The organism is Mesorhizobium sp. CC13 (assembly GCF_039907765.1).
Taxonomy (GTDB): domain Bacteria; phylum Pseudomonadota; class Alphaproteobacteria; order Rhizobiales; family Rhizobiaceae; genus Aminobacter.
In genome coordinates this window covers 1-18,256 of the sequence record NZ_JARDJI010000015.1, presented here as the reverse complement: position 1 = coordinate 18,256, position 18,256 = coordinate 1, and the positions used below count along the sequence as shown (strand labels likewise).

Genomic DNA, 18,256 nt, shown 5'->3' with positions numbered 1-18,256 from the left:
GGCATCACCTCGCGGCGGTTCGTGCCTCTCCCAAGCCGCGGCATTTTGCGGCCGTTCGGGTTTCCGAAGTCCGACGGCTGGTCTATTGACGGAAGCACGAAAGATTCTTGCGCGAATCCGGGAGCGGACATGCCGATCAAGGCTGACCTCGACGCCATCGACTGGAAGATCCTGCGCGAGCTGCAGGACGACGGCCGCATGACCAATGTGGAGCTGTCGCGCCGCGTCGGCATCTCGGCGCCCCCCTGCCTGCGCCGGGTCAAGCGGCTCGAGGACGAAGGTATCATCCTGCGCTACCGGGCCCTGCTGAACGCGCCGGCGCTCGGCATGGACGTCGTCGCCTTCTGCCTGGTCGGCCTCAACCGCCAGTCGGAGGCGGACCTCAGGTCGTTTGCCGAGCGTACCCGCAACTGGCCGATCGTGCGCAGCGCCTGGATGGTGTCGGGCGAGAGCGACTTCATGCTCCACTGCGTCGCCCCCGACCTCGGCAGCTTCCAGAGCTTCGTCATCGACGAGCTGACGTCCTCGCCCAACGTCGACACGGTGCGCACCGCCCTCACCATCAGGCAGGTCAAGGACGAGGGGCTGGTGGGGGTTTAGGGGCGGCGTTTGCCGTGGGCGAGGGAAACGATCTCATCGAACATGCACGCCGAGTTGTCCACGGCAAGCTTTAAGGCGCGCGTCAGATTCACCTCTTCCTCGGCATCAAACTTAAGAGTCTCCGGCCTGGAAATCAAATCGCCTATTTCTGCCGGATTTACTATGCGCCTTAGGTCGAGGCCAACATCTGCAAACAACGCCTCGATCTTCCACGAATTGGAAGGCAATGTCAGGAACGGCGTTCTTGTCGTCAGCGCAAAGCAGACTGCGTGGAACCGGCCGCTTACGTGAAGAAATGACCTCAGCAGGTAACCAGCATACTCTTGTTCGCTTGCAGAGAATATCGAATCTCGGTTTCGGATCTTGAACGTCAATAAATGCCCTTGGACATAGATGTCGCGGAGCACCCTGAAAACGGCAGGATACTCTGGCTTCCTGCTCTTCATGGTGGTCACGATCGGCAGAAAGCGCGCCTGCGGATGCGTTTGAGAGGCCTTTACGAGTGACCGGCTTACATTGCCGACAACCGATTCTCCAATGGTGAGGAGATCTCGTTTCGCGGTTTCGGCTACTGGATGCTCACCCTCAGACATGGAGAGGTCGAGAGCCCACGGTATTTCTCGTCCGATCCGCTCCCGCACCTCGGCCGCGCTCCAGGAATCGCGCGTCCAGATCGCATCCATCTGTTCAAGATAGCGTGCCCATTCGGCAGGATTTTCTTGATAGAGTGCGTTGATCAGCACGACAGGACGATGGCCACGCACCGGATGCTCAACGATCCGCAGAAGACCTTCAGCATGGCGGCTGCCATGGTGACAGGTACCCTCCCCATTGATGACGATGAGATCGCTCGCAGCAGTTGCTTCGAGAAACGACCTGTCGTTCCACCATTCTGTGCGCACCAAGCTTGTGGCCGCAACCTCCACCCCGCGCCGACCAAGGTTGTGCTCGATTGCGCGCATGACCCTGAAGCAGCCAAAATGCGGGTGCCCTCGGGTATCATTCAATATCACGGCTTTTAGCGGCATGGTTGAAACTCGGTATCGGACTGGAGAAGGGCCGTGACCAGGGCCCTTCGGTGGTTGTGGGGTGCGGTCAACGTGGTCTGGCTTCCCGACAGAGGCTCGCTCGGGTAATCAAACCCGCAGGTCCGTTCACAAGCTGGAGCGGGTCTCCCCTACCCGCATCGAGATGTTGCCAGACGCTATCTTGTCGGAAATCCACGTTCGCTCGCCTTCCCAGGCGTGCCGCTTCCACCCCTCCCACGAGAATCCAAATAGCTCGACCTGCCATTCGGGATGCTGAAATCTCTCCAGCGCATACTTGATGCCGATGAAGCCGGTACTCGGAAAAAGACGTCGCCTGTCACCCTCTGCAATTCCGAGTTCCAAGCAGCATTGCTCGTAGAACTGTGGAGGCAGTACAGACACCTCCTTGCCTTGGCGCCCAAAGACCGCGATGGCCTCGCGTGTCCAATCGGACTTTCGCCCTTTTGCCCGAGAAAGGATGTTCGGCTTCGGGTGATACCGCGCGATGACATCCGGATGGTAGGGCAGGACGATCCTACCGGCGTTCTGGAAGATTGGCGAAGCAACAAAACCAGGATCGAAGACGCGCCGCTGCATCGTCTTGCCGGAATTCACCAGAAAAAGGATGTCGGTCCTTGTCCCTGTTCGGTGCGGTTCGTAAGCCGCGTCGTTGAACCGGACCACGATGTCGGAACTATCGATTTGTCTGGCAAGACCATTCGCTACAGGCCCGTTCCCGACAATGGCTAGGCGCCTTTTTGCCTCTCCGTCCCTCATCAACGCCGGCTCAGTGCCATTGCCTTCAGCGCAAGCCGATAGGCGGTACGCCGCAACTCGCGAGACAGGATTTCCCCAAACGGCTTGGACTTGTTCTGGATGACACTCCCCCCGACCAGGTGATCGACTTCTTCGATCGCAATCGGCCGCGCCGAAAGCATGCGAACTGAATGAAGCCAATGCATCTGAAGGGTAGTGTCTACCGGGCGATCAAAGGTCGCGGTGAAGGTAAGGAGCGCCTCTGCAGCGCTACGTCCGACCAGTTGGGCCTGCGTTCCAAGCCCAGGTACCCGTGGCTCGATGATGGTCATGCTGCGACCCACGACAGTCTCTGGTCCATTTTCTCCGCGGTCCCATCGTGGAAAGCGCACAAAATCCGTGGTGCGCACCACCTTCTTGGTGGCATCGACAATCGCGCCGAAATCAGGCCCGACCGCTACGTCGTCCTCTACGATCAGGCCTGCATCCAGGTCCTTGTCGAGGATCGACTGCCATGCCTTGCGGTGCGACAGAAAGCAGGCGATCTCGGTTTTTCGCAACTCGAAGGGGTATTTCGGGCTGTGCAAACGACGACGATAGACCTTGGCAATGTCGTTGTCGGAGAGGCTCAGTCCATCGACTGCATCGACGATGTTGGCCGGCATGGGCAACGCCGCCGCGAGCGCGTCCACCTGCTGCCGCCGCGCGGTCGCACGCTCGAGGTGAATGATGAACGCCTCAATTTTCATCTTAGGCAGCGGCCATCCGGAGCCATACCAAAAAGTTGTCTAGCGAAATTCATCGCCACAAAACCAGAAAACTGGTCAGAAAAAAGGCGCGCATACATGGATGGTGCATTTGGGATATTCACCGAATACCTTCCAAAATTCGGAACGTAACTCCTGCAGATAGCGAAGACTACTGTCCCCACACCCGCTCATACACCTCGCGCAGCCCCGCCGCCTCGCCCTCGAGCCGGAACCTGACCCGCACGTCGTCCAGGCCGTTGGCGCCATGCGCCACCGCCAGTTCCGGATCGGCGAGATAGGGACGGATCGCCTCGCGCAAGGCGTCGCCGTCGCCGGCCGCCACCACCGCACCGGTGACACCAGGCGTGACGATCTCCGAATAGGAGCCGGCGTCGCTCGCCACCACCGCAGTGCGCGACGCCATGGCCTCGAGCGGCGTCAGCCCGAAGCCCTCGTTGCGGGAGGGGGCGACATAGAGCGTCACGCGCCTGTACCACACCGCCACGTCGGGCACCTCGCCCAGGAAAAGAATGCGCTCCGCAAGGCCCGCCGCGGCGATCCGCCGCCCGAGTTCGTCGGCGAAGCCCTTGTGCTCCGCCGTCACCCGGCCGGTGATCACGGCGGTCCAGTCCGGATGGTCGGGCAACAGCGCGATCATCGCCTCGACGAAAAGGTCGGTGCCCTTCGAGTGGCGCACGCGGCCGAAGCAGCCGATGGCGTATCTCCCGGGCAGGCCGGCGGCGGCGAACCGGTCGTCGGCCTCCCGCGCGGGATGGAACTTGTCGAGGTCGACCCCGTGCATGACCACCTTGTGCGGCACGTCGAGAAAGCCCCCCGAGAGCCGGCTCGTCGCGATCACGCCGTCCATGCGGCGGATCAGCCACTTGGTGAAGGGCCTGTGGTCGCGCTGGGCGGCGGAGGTGAAGACGAGCCTGAGCGGCGCCCGGCAGACGTGCCGCAGCACGAGCCCCGCCACCATCTCGACGTTGCGCCGCGCATGCCAGATGCGCGGCCGCCCCGAGGCCGGGCGCCTCAGCAGCAAAGGCAGCTGCCACCAGCGCATCTTCGGCAGATTGTCCGGCAGGCCGGGACCGACCACGGCGATGCCCAGTTCGCGCGCCTGCAGCGGCACCAGCTGCACGATCGTGCTGGTCACCCCCGACAGGCGCTTCTTCAGGTTGGGGGCGATCACCTCCACCCGCGCCATGTCGACCGCGTCGGCGCGTCCGGCCGGGGCGTCGATCACGGTCATGTTTGCCTGTTCCGGCCTCGCAAGGCCCATCCGCGACGACCTCAGATGAACTGGATCTGGACGATCTCGTAGCCGCGCGCGCCGCCCGGCGCGTTGACCTCGATGGCGTCGCCCACTTCCTTGCCGATGAGCGCACGCGCGATCGGCGACGAGATCGAGATGCGGCCCGCCTTCACGTCGGCCTCCTGGTCGCCGACGATCTGATAGGTCTTCTCTTCCTCGGTGTCCTCGTCGACCAGGACGACGGTCGCGCCGAACTTGATCTTGTCGCCATTGAGCTTGGTGACGTCGATCACCTCGGCGCGCGCGATCAGGTCCTCGAGCTCGTTGACGCGGCCCTCGTTGAGGCTCTGCGATTCCTTCGCCGCGTGATATTCGGCGTTCTCGGAAAGGTCGCCGTGCGAGCGGGCCTCGGAAATCGCTTCGATGATGCGGGGCCGCTCTTCCTGCTGGCGCCAGCGCAGCTCTTCCTTCAACGTCGCGAATCCACCCGCCGTCATCGGAACCTTGTTCATAGTCGACCTCTCCTGGCCCGTACCCCGCAGCCCGCCTTCGGGCGCCGCGAGGCACAAAAAAAGAAAACGGTCCGGAAGCCTCGGCTAACGGAACCGTTTCACCTCAATCTCATCCGAATATAGCAATCCTGCCGCAGAATTCACGTCAAAAAATGCGCCGGCTGCCCGACAGCTGTTGGCAAGTCGCATGCAACGCCGCGGCAGCTCACCCGCTTGTGATTGAAATGGCACCGCTTTGTTGCTCTGCTGCCGTTGTCCATCCGGTTCGTTCACCTATGTCCCGATCATGACGATGAAACCATCCCTCCTCGCCACAGCGCTGCTGTCCGTCGCCTTGCCGGCCGACGCGCAGGTCCGCAGCTTCGAAACGGAGACCGTGGCGCTGCGCGCCGACATCGTCGCCGGCGGCCTCGAGAACCCGTGGGGCCTCGATTTCCTGCCCAATGGCGAGGCGATCGTCACCGAGCGGCCGGGCCGCATCCGCATCCTGACCCAATCGGGACTTTCCCAGCCGGTGAAAGGCGTTCCCGAGGTGTGGGCGCGCGGCCAGGGCGGGCTGTTCGATATCGCCGCGGCCCGCGATTTCGCCAGCTCCGGCACGATCTTCTTCTCGTATGCCGAACCAGGCCGCGGCGGCGCGGGAACGGCCGTGGCTCGCGCCAGGCTGGTGCGCGACGGCTCCGCCGCACGGCTGGAGGATGTCAGGGTCATCTATTCGATGACGCGGAAATCCTCGTCCGGGCTGCAATTCGGCTCACGCATCGTCGTCAGCGGCGACGGCACGCTGTTCGTCACCACCGGCGACCGCGGCCAGGCGAAGCGGGCGCAGGACATGCAGGACACCGCAGGTGCCGTGCTGCGCATCGAGGCCGACGGCTCCATCCCGGCCGACAACCCCTCGCCCGACGGCAGCAAGATGGCGCCGGCGATCTGGTCCAAGGGCCACCGCAACATCCAGGGCGCAACCTTCGATCCGGTGCTCGGCGGCCTCGTCACCGCCGAGCACGGCGCCCGCGGTGGCGACGAGATCAACCGCCCGCAAGCGGGCAAGAACTATGGCTGGCCGGTGATCAGCTACGGCGTCGAATATTCGGGCGAAAAGATCGGCATCGGCACCGCGGCCCCCGGCTACGAGCAGCCGCTCTACTACTGGGACCCCTCCATCGCCCCCTCGGGGCTTGCCAGCTACCAGGGCGCCATGTTTCCCGAATGGAAGGGCGACCTTCTGGTCGGCTCGCTGAAATTCGGCCTGCTCAACCGGCTCGACCGCGACGCCAGGGGCAGGATCCTCGACGAGGAGCGTATGCTCGACGGCGCCTTCGGCCGCATCCGCGATGTCGACATCGCTCCCGACGGTTCGGTCTGGCTGCTGACCGACGAGGCCGACGGCGCCATCATCCGCCTGTCGCGGGGGGACTAGGGGCGTAGGGCAGTAAGGGAATGGGACCCTACTGCCCTACTCCCTTGCTGCCCTACTCCCTTACCCGCGCAGATAGGCCTCGATCTGCTCCGCCAGCATGCCGTATTCGCGGCACCCCTTGCCGCAGCGTTTCTCGATCTCGGACAGCTGAACGCGCGCGGCCGCCACGTCGCCCAGCATCAGCTGCGCCTCGCCCATATATTCGCGCACCAGCGTGTAGTCGGGATCGTTGCGCAGGGCCTCCTGGTAGTAGCCGAGGCCGACCAGCACGCGGCCCGCCTTGCGGTGCGAATAGCCGAGATAGTTGAGGATGCGCGGATCGGTCTTGTCGGCGGCGAGCGTCAGCACCTTGATCGCCTCGTCGTACTTGCCGTCCATGGCCAGGGCCCGGCCGGCCGCGTAGAGGTCATTGTCGTCGATCATGCCCGATTTGGGCGGCTCGCACTTCTTCGTCTTGCTGTTGTAGACAAGGCCCGTGCGGCACTTCGGCGGAGCGTTCGAACTGCCGCTCTCGCCCGCAGCGAGGACCGGACCAACCAATAGCGGCAGCGACACCGTCGCGCCGGCCAGCAACTTCGCAAATCGGGACTGCATCGCCACCTCCTGAGATCTGCCCACGCAGATTAACGCAACGGGAAGGCGATTTCATCCGAAGCTTCGAGGCGACGTTCGCAGGGGGAGTAAGGCAGTAGGGCAGTAGGAAGGAAGCCTTGTCGCCTCCTACTGCCCTACTGCCTTATTCCCCTATTCCCCTATTCCCCTACTCGCCTACCCACGCAGATAGGTCTCGATCTGCTCCGAAAGCAGCCCGTATTCGCGGCACCCCTTGCCGCAGCGCTTCTCGATCTCGGACAGCTGCAGCCTGGCCCCGGCGACATCGCCGAGCGTCAGGTGGGCCTCGCCCATATATTCGCGCACCGGCATGTAGTCGGGATCGTTGAGGATCGCCTCCTGGTAGTAGCCGAGGCCGACCAGCACGCGGCCCGCCTTGCGGTGCGCATAACCGAGATAGTTGAGGATGCGCGGATCGGTCTTGTCGGCGGCGATCGTCAGCACTTTGATCGCCTCGTCGTATTTGCCGTCCATGGCCAGCGCCCGGCCGGCAAGATAGAGGCTGTCGTCGTCGATCATGCCGGACTGCGGCTTCTGGCATTTCTTGGTGCGGGTGTTGTAGACGAGGCCGGTGCGGCATTTCACCTGGGTGCCGTCGCTTCCGCCGCCACCGCCGCCCGACATTCCACCACCGCCCCCGCCCCCGCCGCCTCCACCGCCACCGCCACCGCCGCCATCGGCCGGGAATGCAGGCGCCGCAAACAGCGGCAGCGACACGAGCGCGCCTGCGATGAGCTTGAGATAACGGGACAGCATTGCTACCTCCACCATGCGTTTACCTGCGAGGCAAACGCATGGGAGGCACGGTTTCGTCCGGCCTCAGCCGCGGAAGATCAGCCCCGCCCCGCCGGCGATCAGCACGAAGCCGGCGACGTGGTTCCAGGTGATTCCTTCCTTGAGGTAGAAGACCGAGAAGATGACGAACACGCTGAGCGTGATCACCTCCTGCATCGTCTTCAGTTCGGCCGCCGAGTAGACCTCGTGGCCGACGCGGTTGGCGGGTACGGCGAGCCAATATTCGAAGAAGGCGATGAGCCAGCTGAAGATGACCGCCGCATAGAGGGGTGCCGCCTTGAACTTCAAGTGGCCGTACCATGCGAAGGTCATGAAGACATTGGACATAATCAGCATCAGCACCGGAAAGATCTTCGGCGACAGCAGCATAGCCATGTGAAAGTCCGCATTGGGGGAAGGGCGCGCGGTTTTCCGCCCTCTCCGAGGCCATGTCAAGATGCGGGTTCCACCCGAAACAACGAGTTGATGACGTGGCTGCCAAATGCGCTATCATCTGCGCGGGAGGCAGACCTGAGGCGATACCTGGAGCACGGTCGTGCAGCAGCGGCGCGAGAAGGATTGGGAACTGGCCATCGGCCCGGACACGGTTAGGCTGTTCATCCTCAAGGCCAAAGCCATCAGCGCCGCCGTCAACGAAGACTACGAGGACGGCTCCGAGCACGAAATCGAATTCGACGGCGACGTGCGCGACAACCACCATCACGACGGCCTTGCCGAGGAAGAGGAAGAAGACCTCACCGAGAAGGAGCTGCGCGAGCTGATCGACGACCTCAATGTCGACGAGGCGGCCGAGCTCGTCGCACTTGCCTGGCTGGGGCGCGGCGATTTCGATGCCACCGAGTGGTCGGACGCCGTCGCCGAAGCCCGCCTGCGCGGCAACCGCCGCACCGCGAAATACCTGCTCGGCATGCCGATGCTCGGCGCCTATCTCGAGGAAGGCCTCGAGGCGCTCGGCGCCTGACCCGGCATCACCTCCCGCTCCGGTGACAAGAGCGTCACCGAATGTGATCGCCTTCGGCGCGTTCCCGGGCAACCCTTCGGCCAGGTTGCCGTTGACGGCGATGCATTTCCGCAAGCCTTTCCCCCCGTCTCTGCCGGTCCTGACATTCGCTATCGCCAGCTTCGCGGTCGCGAGCGCGCCGCTGCCGGCGGCAGCCGTCGCCGTCGAGCTTCCCGAAAGGGCACCCTTGCCCAGCGCCGCCCCCGCCCCGCCGCCTCCCGAGCCGAAGCCCGGCGACCTTCGGCAGGCCGCGATCCCGATCCCGCAGCCGCGCCCGCCGCGCGCCGACCGCCTGCCGCAAAAGCCGCGTGAGCCGCGTGAGCCGTTCGGCCCGCCGGCACCGCCGAAGATGCTGCCCGACCCGCGCTCCGACGCTGTCAGGCCCGCCAGGATGCCGCCGGCCGAAGTCGCGTGCCGCAACCGCCTCGAGGCGCTGGGCGCCGCTTTTCAAGAGGCTGCTCCCGAGGTCAGCGCGGACGGTTGCGCGCTCCCCTTCCCCATAAAACTGTCGCGCCTGTCGAAATCGGTCGGCGTCGAGCCGGACGCGATCGTCAACTGCGCCACCGCCGAAGCCACCGCCCGCTTCGCCGCCGACGTCGTCGCCCCTGCCGCCAGGTCCACCTTCGGCCAGGACCTGGCCGGCATCGTCCAGGCCTCGGCCTATGTCTGCCGCCCGCGCAACGGCACCCGCAAGCTTTCGGAACACGCCTTCGGCAATGCGCTCGACATCGCCGGCTTCGCCTTGGCCAAGGGCAAGGCGATCGATGTCGAACCTGCCCCGCCGGAGGAAAACGCAAAATTCCTGATGCTGGTCCGCAAGGCCGCCTGCGGCCCGTTCAAGACGGTGCTGGGGCCAGGCAGCGACGCCGACCATGCGCGCCACCTCCACCTCGATCTTGCACCCCGCCGCAACGGCGGCACCTTCTGCCAATAGGGCGTAGCCGCCAGGCAACGCCAAGCGTCCGGTAAAATGGAATCCATGCCGGGCCGGGCCGCATTTCGGCCCCAGTCGTAAATTGCGGCGCTGATCTTTCCTTTACCCTTGCCGGTTAGGCTCGGGGTTTAGGGGGACAGGAGCCCGGAATGGCCGCAAATCTTCGCGCGATCGCCACATTGGCCGGCGAAACGAGAAGCTTGGTGCGCGCGCGCGCATTTCGGCTGGCGGCCTCGCTTGCCTTCACCGGCGTCGTCGTCGCGGCCTGCACCACCGGCGACGTCTTTGCCCTCAAGCCGGCGGTCGACGTCGGCACCCAGACCGCCTCGCTGCCGCCCGTCGAGGTGGTGCCCCAACAGGCCGCGGTTGCGCCAGAGCCCGAGGGCGCGATGATCGCATCCGCGCCCCAGGCCGGCCTCGACCCTGTGCTCGACGCGCAGCCGGTCGAACCGACGCTCGACGCCCAGGCCGCGGAGATGGGTGAGATCACGGCCGAATCGCCGTCGCCGGTCCAGACCGCCTCGCTGGTGCCGGCGCGGGGGTTGGCGACGCTGGTTCCGTCCAGTCCGCAGACGGTCGCCTACCCGCGCCTCGACGACCCCTCCGCCCTGCCGCAGGTTCCCCAGCCGCGCGTACCCGCCGTCATGCCGGCCGACGAGGTCCAGTGCCGCAGCGATCTCAGGGAACTCGGCGTGAAATACCAGGACCTGCCGACGATCCAGGACAGTGCTGCCTGCGGCGTCGACTATCCGGTCAAGGTTTCGGCCATCGGATCGGTGAAGATGCAGCCCGCCGCCACCGTCAGCTGCGCCATGGCGGCCAGCTTCGCCGCCTGGACCAAGCGCGAACTCGTGCCCGCCGCGCGCCTGCGCTACTTCTCGGGCGTCAAGACCATCCACCAGGGCTCGAGCTATTCCTGCCGCAAGATCGCCGGCACGCGAACCCTGTCGGAGCACGGCAAGGGCAACGCACTCGACATCATGCGCATCGAACTCAACAGCGGCCGCGACATCGACGTCGAGAAGCCGGGACTGTTCGCTTTTCGCACCCGCGGCTTCCTCAACACCATCCGCGCCGACGGCTGCAACTATTTCAACACGGTGCTCGGACCCGGCTACAATTACGACCACCGCGACCACTTCCATTTCGACATCAAGCAGCGCCGCAACGGTTATCGCGCCTGCCGCTGACCATTCGTTGCCGCACCACTCGGCGGCAACCTATGGGCGCATTGCAAAACGCGCTACATCCAAGGATTTGCACGCCCTTCCCGTTCGGAGTTACAATGGGCTACAACTTCGCGGCGGCATCCGATGGCTCGGGGGAAACTGCACAGACAGGCCACTCTGTGGTTCGCGGCCCTTTGCGCCAGCTACATAGGGCTCGCCTATTTTGCGGCTCCCGAATTCTGGTCCTTCCGCATCCTGCGCGACGGCATCAAGCCGCCCGCCCTGGTCACGACCACGCCGCAGGGCATTCTAGGCGACCCGATCAACATCGGGCTGGTCGGCTCGGAGCAGGACCTGATTGATGCTTTCAACGCCGCCGGCTGGAGCCGCGCCGACGCATTGTCGCTGGGATCCTCGCTCGAAATCGGCGAGAGCGTCGTGCTCGACCGGCCCTACCACGACGCGCCGGTGAGCACGCTCCTGTTCGACGGCCGCCCCCAGGACCTCGCCTTCGAGAAGCCAGCCGGGGAGAGCCCGGACACCCGCCATCATGTCCGCTTCTGGCGCACCTTCGTCAGCAGCGACAGCGGCCGCCCCACCTGGTACGGCTCGGCCACCTTCGACCGCGGCGTCGGCGTCAGCCACGATACCGCCGAGATCACCCATCACATCGCAGCCGACATCGACGCCGAACGCAAGCTGGTCATCTCCGACCTTTCGGTCGCCGGCCGTATCCTGTCGTCGCGGATCGAGCCCGGCAGCGGCTACACCCGCAACGGCCGCAACGGCGCCGGCGACCCCTATTTCACCGACGGCAAGATGGTCGTGGCCGTACTTGCCCCGGCCAAGTAGCGGCATCGCGCCGGAAAGAGTTGTGCGAGGCATCTTTTCGAGCCTGCCGGCGAGATGCTATTGAGCGGCGGCTATGCTTTACGCTGAAATCGGTATCGTGGTCGTCCTCATCTGTGTGAACGGCCTCCTGGCAATGTCCGAACTTGCCATCGTTTCTTCCCGTCCGGCGCGCCTCAAGGCGATGATCGACCGCAACGTCAGTGGTGCCGGACGCGCCCTGGAACTCGGCGCCGACCCGGGCAAGTTCCTGTCGTCCGTGCAGATCGGCATCACGCTGGTCGGCGTGCTGTCGGGTGCCTTCTCGGGCGCCACCCTCGGCGAACGCCTTGCAGGCGTTCTCGTCGCCAATGGCATCAGCGCCGGCGCCGCCAACGCGCTCGGCGTCGGCATCGTCGTCGCCATCATCACCTATGCCTCGCTGATCATCGGCGAGCTCGTGCCCAAGCAGATCGCCCTGCGCGACCCCGAAGGCGTCGCCGTCCGCGTCGCCCCGGCCATGGCAATGCTCGCCAGGATCGCCCTGCCGCTGGTCTGGCTGCTCGACATTTCCGGCCGTTCCGTGCTCTGGCTGCTCGGCCAGCGCGGCGAGAGCGAGGAAAAGGTCACCGACGAGGAGATCAAGATGCTGGTCGCCGAGGCCGAGCATCACGGCACCATCGAATCGGACGAGCGCCGCATGATCGCCGGCGTGATGCGGCTCGGCGACCGCGCCGTCCGCGCCGTGATGAGCCCGCGCACCGAGGTCGACTGGATCAACCTGCAGGCCGAGGAGGCGGCCGTCCGCAAGCTGCTGATGGAGACCCAGCATTCGCGCCTGCCGGCCGGCGAAGGCTCGGTCGACGCCATGGTCGGCGTGCTCCAGACCCGCGAGCTGCTCGCGGCCCTGCTCGCCGGCCGCGCCTTCGACCCGCGCAAACATGTGCGCACCGCGCCCATCGTCCACGACCAGGCCGACGCGCTCGACGTGCTCGCCACGCTGAGGCAGTCCGACGTGCCGATGGCGCTGGTCCATGACGAATACGGCCACTTCGAGGGCATCGTCACGCCGGCCGACATCCTCGAGGCCATCACCGGCGTCTTCCGCTCGGACCTGGACGAGGACGAGGCCGACGCCGCCGTGCAGCGCGAGGACGGCTCGTGGCTGCTCGCCGGCTACATGCAGGCCGACGAGATGGCCGACCAGCTCGGCATCGACCTGCCCGAGAACCGCGACTACGAGACGGTGGCCGGCTACGTGTTGTCGCACTTGCATCACCTGCCCGCGACCGGCGAGTGCGTCGACGCCCAGGGCTGGCGCTTCGAGGTGGTCGACCTCGACGGCCGCCGCATCGACAAGGTGCTGGCCTCGCGCCTGCCCGGCACGCACCGGGAAGCGCGGTAGGAACCGTCCGCCCCCCACGAAAGAAAAAGGGCGGCTCGCGCCGCCCCAGTCCCTGGGAGGAATTTCAGGAAATCGCCGCTCAGGCGGCTTTCGCCTCTTCGGCGATGAGGTCTGCCTCGCGGGCAAGCTTCAGCGCCCTGGCCCACCAGGTGATCTCCTCGATCAGCCCGTTGGCGGACTGGTTGAGGTGCTCGAAGTCGGAGAGCTGCTTCTCGCCCTGGCGCACGGCCAGGAAGTCGGCCCAGACGATGTGCACGGCGGCCTTGGTCGGCGCCATCTGCAGCTCGACGGCATGCATGCGCAGCTGCTCGACGGCGCGCGCCCCGCCGACGCCGCCATAGCCGATAAAGCCGGCCGGCTTCTTGTTCCATTCCTTGGCGGCGTAATCGAGCGCGTTCTTCAGCACCGCGGTCGGGCCGTGGTTGTATTCGGCGGCGGTGAAGATGAATCCGTCGAACTCGGCCACCTTCTTCTGCCAGCGCTGCGCCACAGCGTTCTGCGACGGCGCCCAGGCAGAGGAAGCCACCTCGTCGAAGAAGGGCAGCGGGAAGTCGCGCAGGTCGACGACTTCGAACTCGGCGTCGGTGTGCGTCTTTGCGATCTTGGCGAACCACTCCACCGGCACGTCGGCGAAGCGGGCCGCGCGCGTCGAGCCGACGACGATGGCGATCTTGGGTTTGGACATGGCAGGAACCTTTCGGTATAAAACTTGGTATCCGGGGCGAAACTGGTATCTGATCGATACCGACACTATATTGGTAACCGGAAAACGCCTGCACAAGGAGGCACTTTTTTGAAACCGAGGCACCCGCACCGCACCGAAGATTGCCGGGCCGTCAGCGACATCCTGCAGCGGGTCGGCGACAAATGGACCGTGCTCGTCGTCGGCAAGCTCGGGGCCGGCCCCATGCGCTTCAACGAGCTGCGCCACGCCGTCGGCGGCATTTCGCAGAAGATGCTGACCACGACGCTGCGCGGGCTCGAGCGCGACGGTTTCGTCACCCGCACCGTCTTCCCGACCATCCCACCGCGCGTCGACTACGAGCTGACCGAGCTAGGCTGCGAACTCCTCGTGCCCGTCAACGCGCTCGGCGAATGGGCGCGCAGCAACCAGGGCCGCGTGGCGGAAGCGCGAATGAAGTTCGACGCCGCGGCACAGTGAACGGAATCGCCATGCGGCTCGGATGGAACGAAGTGTCGGAAGCCGTGCATCAACTGCACCGGTCAAAGGAACGCGAGTTCTCGCCAGAGACGATCAGAAACGCTGAGGATTTCATCGCACATGCGAGAGTGCGACTGGCACCGCCTGAGCATGTCGGGCCGGGGTATTGGCCAACGCTCCAGCTCGGATGGGACTGCTCACCTCCGATATCGGTAGAGATATTCGACGAGTCGTACGAATTTTATCGGATACATGAAGGTAGGACCGATATCTTCGAATTCGCCCATGGCCCTGGCCAGCCCTTCCCCGAGAAGCTGAACGAGCTGCTTGTTTCAACCTGCGCCCAGCTTCCGAAATCAGAGTGAAGCCTACTCCGCCGGCACCGGCTTCGGCCGGCCCTGCCCGTCCAGCGCCACCATGACGAAGTCCGCGTCTGTCACCTTCTCCATCAGCTCCGACAGGTAGCGCTGAGCCCAGGCCTCGACCTTGAGTGTCATCGATGTGCGCCCCACCCGCTCGACATGGGTGTAGATGCACAGCGTGTCGCCAACCTTCATCGGCTTGGCGAAGGCCATTTCCTTGACCGCCGCCGTCACTACGCGGCCGCGGGCCCGCTCGGCGGCGCGGATGCCGCAGGCAAGGTCCATCTGCGCCATGACCCAGCCGCCGAAGATGTCGCCGGCCGCGTTTGCGTCGGCGGGCATGGCGAGCGTCCTCAGCGTCAGTTCGCCCTGCGGCCTGCCGTCGGCATATTGCACCATCTGCGTTCCCCGGATTCGTTCTCGTCCCACCCGTATCGTCGCAGCCGCCGCTGCGTCAACGAAACATCGCGGAAGCGACGCCGGTCGCATTTTTCACAGGCCATGCCGGAACCGCCGCCGTCGCCGTCCCGCCACGGGATAGTCTGGCCGGGTCGAGACTAACGGACAGGCCAAGGCCCGCATGCAGACTTTCGATTTCATTGTCGTCGGCTCGGGCTCGGCCGGTTCCGTCGTCGCCGAAAGGCTGTCGGCGAGCGGCCGCCATTCGGTGCTGGTGCTGGAGGCCGGCGGCACCGACCGCCGCTTCTTCGTGCAGATGCCGCTCGGCTACGGCAAGACCTTCTTCGACCCGGCGGTGAACTGGAACTATGCCGCCGAGCCCGATCCGGGGCTCGCCGGCAACAAGGACCACTGGCCGCGCGGCAAGATTTTGGGCGGTTCGAGCTCGATCAACGCCATGGTCTGGATCCGCGGCGCGCGCGAGGACTTCGATGCCTGGCGCGACGCCGGCAATCCCGGCTGGGGCTTCGACGACCTCTTGCCCGCCTTCAAGGCGATCGAGGACAACGAGGCCGGCGGCGACGCGCTGCGCGGCACGGGCGGCCCGGTGCACGTCACCGACAACCGCAAGAAGGTGCATCCGCTCACCCGCCGCTTCCTCGCGGCTGCCCAGCAGGCGGGGCTGCCCTTGAACCAGGACTTCAACGGCGAGGCCCAGGAGGGTGTCGGCGTCTATCAAATCACCACGAAGGACGGCCGCCGCATGTCGGCGGCGCGCGCCTTCCTGCGCCCAGCGATGAAGCGTGCCAATCTCCGCGTCGAGACCCATGCGCTGGCCACCAGGGTCCTGTTCGAGGGCACGCGCGCGATCGGCGTCGAATATCTGCAGAACGGCCGGAGGAAGACGGCCCGCGCCGGCCGCGAGGTCATCCTCTGCGGCGGCTCGGTCAACACGCCGCAGCTGCTGCAACTGTCCGGCGTCGGCCCCGCCGCGCTGCTGCGCGATCTCGGCATCGGCATCGTCCACGCCGGCGAGCATGTCGGGCGCAACCTGCAGGACCACCAGGGCATCAACTACACCTGGAAGGCCAGGGTGCCCACGCTCAACCAGCTGCTGCGCCCCTGGTGGGGCAAGATGCTGGCCGGCATGCAGTACCTGCTGCTCCGCTCCGGCCCGCTGTCGATGAGCATGAACCAGGGCGGCGGCTTCTTCCGCACCGACGGCAGCCGCGCGCGCCCCAACATGCAGCTCTATTTCCAGGTTTTTTCCACCGTCCTGCCCAAGGCCGGCGAGCGCCCGATCCTGACCCCCGACCCCTTCCCCGGCTTTTCCATCGGGCTGTCCAACTGCCGCCCCGCGAGCCGCGGCGAAATCATGATCCGCTCCGCCGACCCGACCGTTCACCCGCGCATCACCGTCAATGCGTTTTCGGCCGCAAGCGACGTCGCCGAGATGCTCGACGCGGTCAAGTTCCTGCGAAAAGTGGCTTCGATGCCGCCCATCGCCGACATCGTCGCGGCAGAGGTTTTGCCAGGCCCGTCAATCAATTCCGACGCCGACTTGATTCAGGATTTCCGCAAGCGCTCCGGCACCGTCTACCACCCGGTCTCGACCTGCCGCATGGGCCCCGATCCCGCGTCCTCGGTGGTCGACCCGCGCCTGCGCGTCCACGGCGTCTCTGCCTTGCGCGTCATCGACGCCTCGATCTTCCCCGACAACATCACCGGCAACACCAACGCCGCCGCGATCATGACCGGCTGGAAAGGTGCGGAGATGGTGCTGGAGGACGCGGGGTGAGCAGTTTGAGTGTCGGCGCCACCCCTCGCCCTTGCCCTCTCCCCGTTCAGGACGGCGAGAGGGAGACGTCAACGCCCGAGTTGCGTCCGTCTCCCCGTCATTACGGGGAGAAGGTGCCGGCAGGTGGATGAGGGGCAGCGCATGGCGAGCCTAGATCACCGGGAGGAACCCGCATGAAAATCACCGACGTCAAGACCTTCGTGGTCGACAACCCGCCGCCGCAGACGGGCGGGCGCTACTTCATCTTCGTCAAGCTCACCACCGATTCCAACGTCGTCGGCTACGGCGAGGCCTACAACGCCACCTTCGGCCCCGACGTGACCGCCAGGATGATCGAGGACTGCGCGGCGCGCCATCTCGTCGGCCACGACCCGCACGACATCGAGACCTTCTTCCGCCGCGCCTATTCCTCCGGGTTCAGCCAGCGCCCCGACATCTCGATGATGGGCTGCGTGTCGGCGCTCGAGATGGCCTGCTGGGACATCATCGGCAAGGAGGCCGGCAAGCCGGTCTACAAGCTGCTCGGCGGCCAGGTGCACGAGCGGTTGCGTTCCTACACCTACCTCTATCCGAGGAGCGGCAGCGTCTTCCCCGGCGAGACCGAGAGCCGGAGGAACGTCTACAACGACCCCGACCTCGCCGCCGAAACGGCGCTCGCCTATGTCGCCCAGGGCTTCAACGCGCTGAAGCTCGACCCCGCCGGCCCCTACACCGCCTTCGACGGCCACCAGCCGCGGCTCGAGGACATCGACCTCTCCGTGCGCATGGTGAAGGCGATCCGCGAGGCGGTCGGCACCTCCGCCGACATCCTGTTCGGCACCCACGGCCAGTTCACCGCATCGGGCGCGCTGCGCATGGCGCGGGCCATCGAGCCCTACGACCCGCTGTGGTTCGAGGAGCCGGTGCCGCCGGACATGCCCGAGGTCATGGCCGAGGTGGCGCGCGGCACGAAGATCCCCATCGCCACCGGCGAGCGGCTGACCACCAAATGGGAGTTCGCCCGCGTCATCGAGAACCGCGCCGCCACCATTCTGCAGCCCGACCTCGGCCGCTCCGGCGGCATCCTCGAGACCAAGAAGATCGCCGCCATGGCCGAGGCCTATCACATCCAGGTGGCGCCGCACTGCTATTGCGGGCCGATCGTCGGCGCGGCCAACATCCAGCTCGCCGCCACGCTGCCCAACTTCCTGATCCTCGAATCGATCAAGACCTGGGACGGCTTCCACGCCGACCTTTTGAAGCAGAAGATCGAGTGGCAGGACGGCTGGGTCATCCCGTCGAAGGAGCCCGGCCTCGGCGTCGAGCTCGACGAGGCGGTGTGCGAGGCCCATCCCTGGACCGGCGGCCCGCTGCATCTCGAGATGACGCCCGACCCGCTGTTCCCGTGAATTGCACCCGACCCTCCCCCTTGTGGGGAGGGTCGGAACGGAGGTCCGGGGTGGGGGGGGGGGGGGGGGGGGGGGGGAGGGGGG

The 18,256-nt window shown here is 65.6% G+C and carries 20 protein-coding genes; 10 read left to right on the top strand and 10 right to left on the bottom strand.

Annotated features, from left to right (window positions below; translation table 11 throughout):
• Positions 1–129 precede the first annotated feature (129 nt).
• Complete coding sequence (locus PV773_RS18350; RefSeq protein ID WP_347967739.1) at positions 130–600, top strand: Lrp/AsnC family transcriptional regulator; 471 nt, start codon at positions 130–132, stop codon at positions 598–600.
• Here the strand turns inward: PV773_RS18350 and PV773_RS18345 are convergent.
• From PV773_RS18345 to greA, 5 genes are all read right to left on the bottom strand, one after another.
• Entirely contained in the window at positions 597–1,628 is a 1,032-nt protein-coding gene (locus tag PV773_RS18345) for a polysaccharide pyruvyl transferase family protein (protein WP_347967738.1), read from the bottom strand. The two genes, PV773_RS18350 and PV773_RS18345, sit on opposite strands and share 4 nt — an antisense overlap.
• A gap of 126 nt (positions 1,629–1,754) precedes the next feature.
• On the bottom strand, positions 1,755–2,405 hold the full coding sequence (locus PV773_RS18340; RefSeq protein ID WP_347967737.1) for a glycosyltransferase family 29 protein: 651 nt from the start codon (positions 2,403–2,405) through the stop codon (positions 1,755–1,757).
• Positions 2,405–3,133 carry a glycosyltransferase family 25 protein gene (locus tag PV773_RS18335; RefSeq protein WP_347967736.1) on the bottom strand — a complete coding sequence of 243 codons (729 nt, stop codon included), beginning with the start codon at positions 3,131–3,133 and terminating at the stop codon, positions 2,405–2,407. Before PV773_RS18335 ends, PV773_RS18340 begins: the two co-directional genes overlap by 1 nt.
• Before the next feature lie 169 nt (positions 3,134–3,302).
• On the bottom strand, positions 3,303–4,385 hold the full coding sequence (locus PV773_RS18330) for a glycosyltransferase family 4 protein (protein ID WP_347967735.1): 1,083 nt from the start codon (positions 4,383–4,385) through the stop codon (positions 3,303–3,305).
• A gap of 41 nt (positions 4,386–4,426) precedes the next feature.
• Positions 4,427–4,900, bottom strand: a complete 474-nt coding sequence (gene greA / locus PV773_RS18325) for a transcription elongation factor GreA (RefSeq protein ID WP_347967734.1) — start codon at positions 4,898–4,900, stop codon at positions 4,427–4,429.
• Between the two features lie 292 nt (positions 4,901–5,192).
• On the opposite strand from greA, the gene PV773_RS18320 reads away from it, so the two are divergent.
• Positions 5,193–6,320, top strand: a complete 1,128-nt coding sequence (locus PV773_RS18320; protein WP_347967733.1) for a PQQ-dependent sugar dehydrogenase — start codon at positions 5,193–5,195, stop codon at positions 6,318–6,320.
• A gap of 60 nt (positions 6,321–6,380) precedes the next feature.
• Here the strand turns inward: PV773_RS18320 and PV773_RS18315 are convergent, their stop codons facing one another.
• The 3 genes from PV773_RS18315 to PV773_RS18305 form a co-directional block, all read right to left on the bottom strand.
• On the bottom strand, positions 6,381–6,914 hold the full coding sequence (locus PV773_RS18315; protein WP_347967732.1) for a tetratricopeptide repeat protein: 534 nt from the start codon (positions 6,912–6,914) through the stop codon (positions 6,381–6,383).
• 174 nt (positions 6,915–7,088) lie between these two features.
• Positions 7,089–7,688: a tetratricopeptide repeat protein gene (locus PV773_RS18310; RefSeq protein WP_347967731.1), complete on the bottom strand. Its 600-nt coding sequence runs from the start codon at positions 7,686–7,688 to the stop codon at positions 7,089–7,091.
• 63 nt (positions 7,689–7,751) lie between these two features.
• Positions 7,752–8,102 carry a DMT family protein gene (locus tag PV773_RS18305; RefSeq protein WP_347967730.1) on the bottom strand — a complete coding sequence of 117 codons (351 nt, stop codon included), beginning with the start codon at positions 8,100–8,102 and terminating at the stop codon, positions 7,752–7,754.
• Positions 8,103–8,262: 160 nt separating this feature from the next.
• Here PV773_RS18305 and PV773_RS18300 point away from each other — a divergent pair, with 160 nt between their 5' ends.
• The 5 genes from PV773_RS18300 to PV773_RS18280 all read left to right on the top strand — a co-directional run bounded on the left by PV773_RS18300 (position 8,263) and on the right by PV773_RS18280 (position 13,063).
• Complete coding sequence (locus PV773_RS18300; protein ID WP_347967729.1) at positions 8,263–8,688, top strand: DUF3775 domain-containing protein; 426 nt, start codon at positions 8,263–8,265, stop codon at positions 8,686–8,688.
• Between the two features lie 43 nt (positions 8,689–8,731).
• Positions 8,732–9,661: an extensin family protein gene (locus tag PV773_RS18295; protein ID WP_347967728.1), complete on the top strand. Its 930-nt coding sequence runs from the start codon at positions 8,732–8,734 to the stop codon at positions 9,659–9,661.
• A 149-nt stretch (positions 9,662–9,810) separates the two neighbouring features.
• Entirely contained in the window at positions 9,811–10,851 is a 1,041-nt protein-coding gene (locus PV773_RS18290; RefSeq protein ID WP_347967727.1) for an extensin family protein, read from the top strand.
• A gap of 123 nt (positions 10,852–10,974) precedes the next feature.
• A complete protein-coding gene (locus tag PV773_RS18285) occupies positions 10,975–11,682 on the top strand; it encodes an LssY C-terminal domain-containing protein (protein WP_347967726.1) in 708 nt (235 codons plus the stop codon).
• Between the two features lie 73 nt (positions 11,683–11,755).
• On the top strand, positions 11,756–13,063 hold the full coding sequence (locus PV773_RS18280) for a hemolysin family protein (protein ID WP_347967725.1): 1,308 nt from the start codon (positions 11,756–11,758) through the stop codon (positions 13,061–13,063).
• A gap of 79 nt (positions 13,064–13,142) precedes the next feature.
• Here the strand turns inward: PV773_RS18280 and PV773_RS18275 are convergent, their stop codons facing one another.
• Positions 13,143–13,748, bottom strand: coding sequence for an NAD(P)H-dependent oxidoreductase (locus PV773_RS18275; protein ID WP_347967724.1), 606 nt, complete (start codon positions 13,746–13,748; stop codon positions 13,143–13,145).
• Between the two features lie 108 nt (positions 13,749–13,856).
• Between PV773_RS18275 and PV773_RS18270 the strand changes: the two genes are divergently transcribed.
• A complete protein-coding gene (locus PV773_RS18270; RefSeq protein WP_347967723.1) occupies positions 13,857–14,225 on the top strand; it encodes a helix-turn-helix domain-containing protein in 369 nt (122 codons plus the stop codon).
• Between the two features lie 368 nt (positions 14,226–14,593).
• Here PV773_RS18270 and PV773_RS18265 read toward each other — a convergent pair whose 3' ends face one another.
• Positions 14,594–14,986 (bottom strand): acyl-CoA thioesterase, encoded by a 393-nt coding sequence (locus PV773_RS18265; RefSeq protein WP_347967722.1) that lies wholly within the window; start codon positions 14,984–14,986, stop codon positions 14,594–14,596.
• A gap of 181 nt (positions 14,987–15,167) precedes the next feature.
• Between PV773_RS18265 and PV773_RS18260 the strand changes: the two genes are divergently transcribed.
• Entirely contained in the window at positions 15,168–16,784 is a 1,617-nt protein-coding gene (locus tag PV773_RS18260) for a GMC family oxidoreductase N-terminal domain-containing protein (protein WP_347967721.1), read from the top strand.
• Between the two features lie 173 nt (positions 16,785–16,957).
• A complete protein-coding gene (locus PV773_RS18255) occupies positions 16,958–18,172 on the top strand; it encodes a mandelate racemase/muconate lactonizing enzyme family protein (protein WP_347967720.1) in 1,215 nt (404 codons plus the stop codon).
• Positions 18,173–18,256 lie beyond the last annotated feature (84 nt).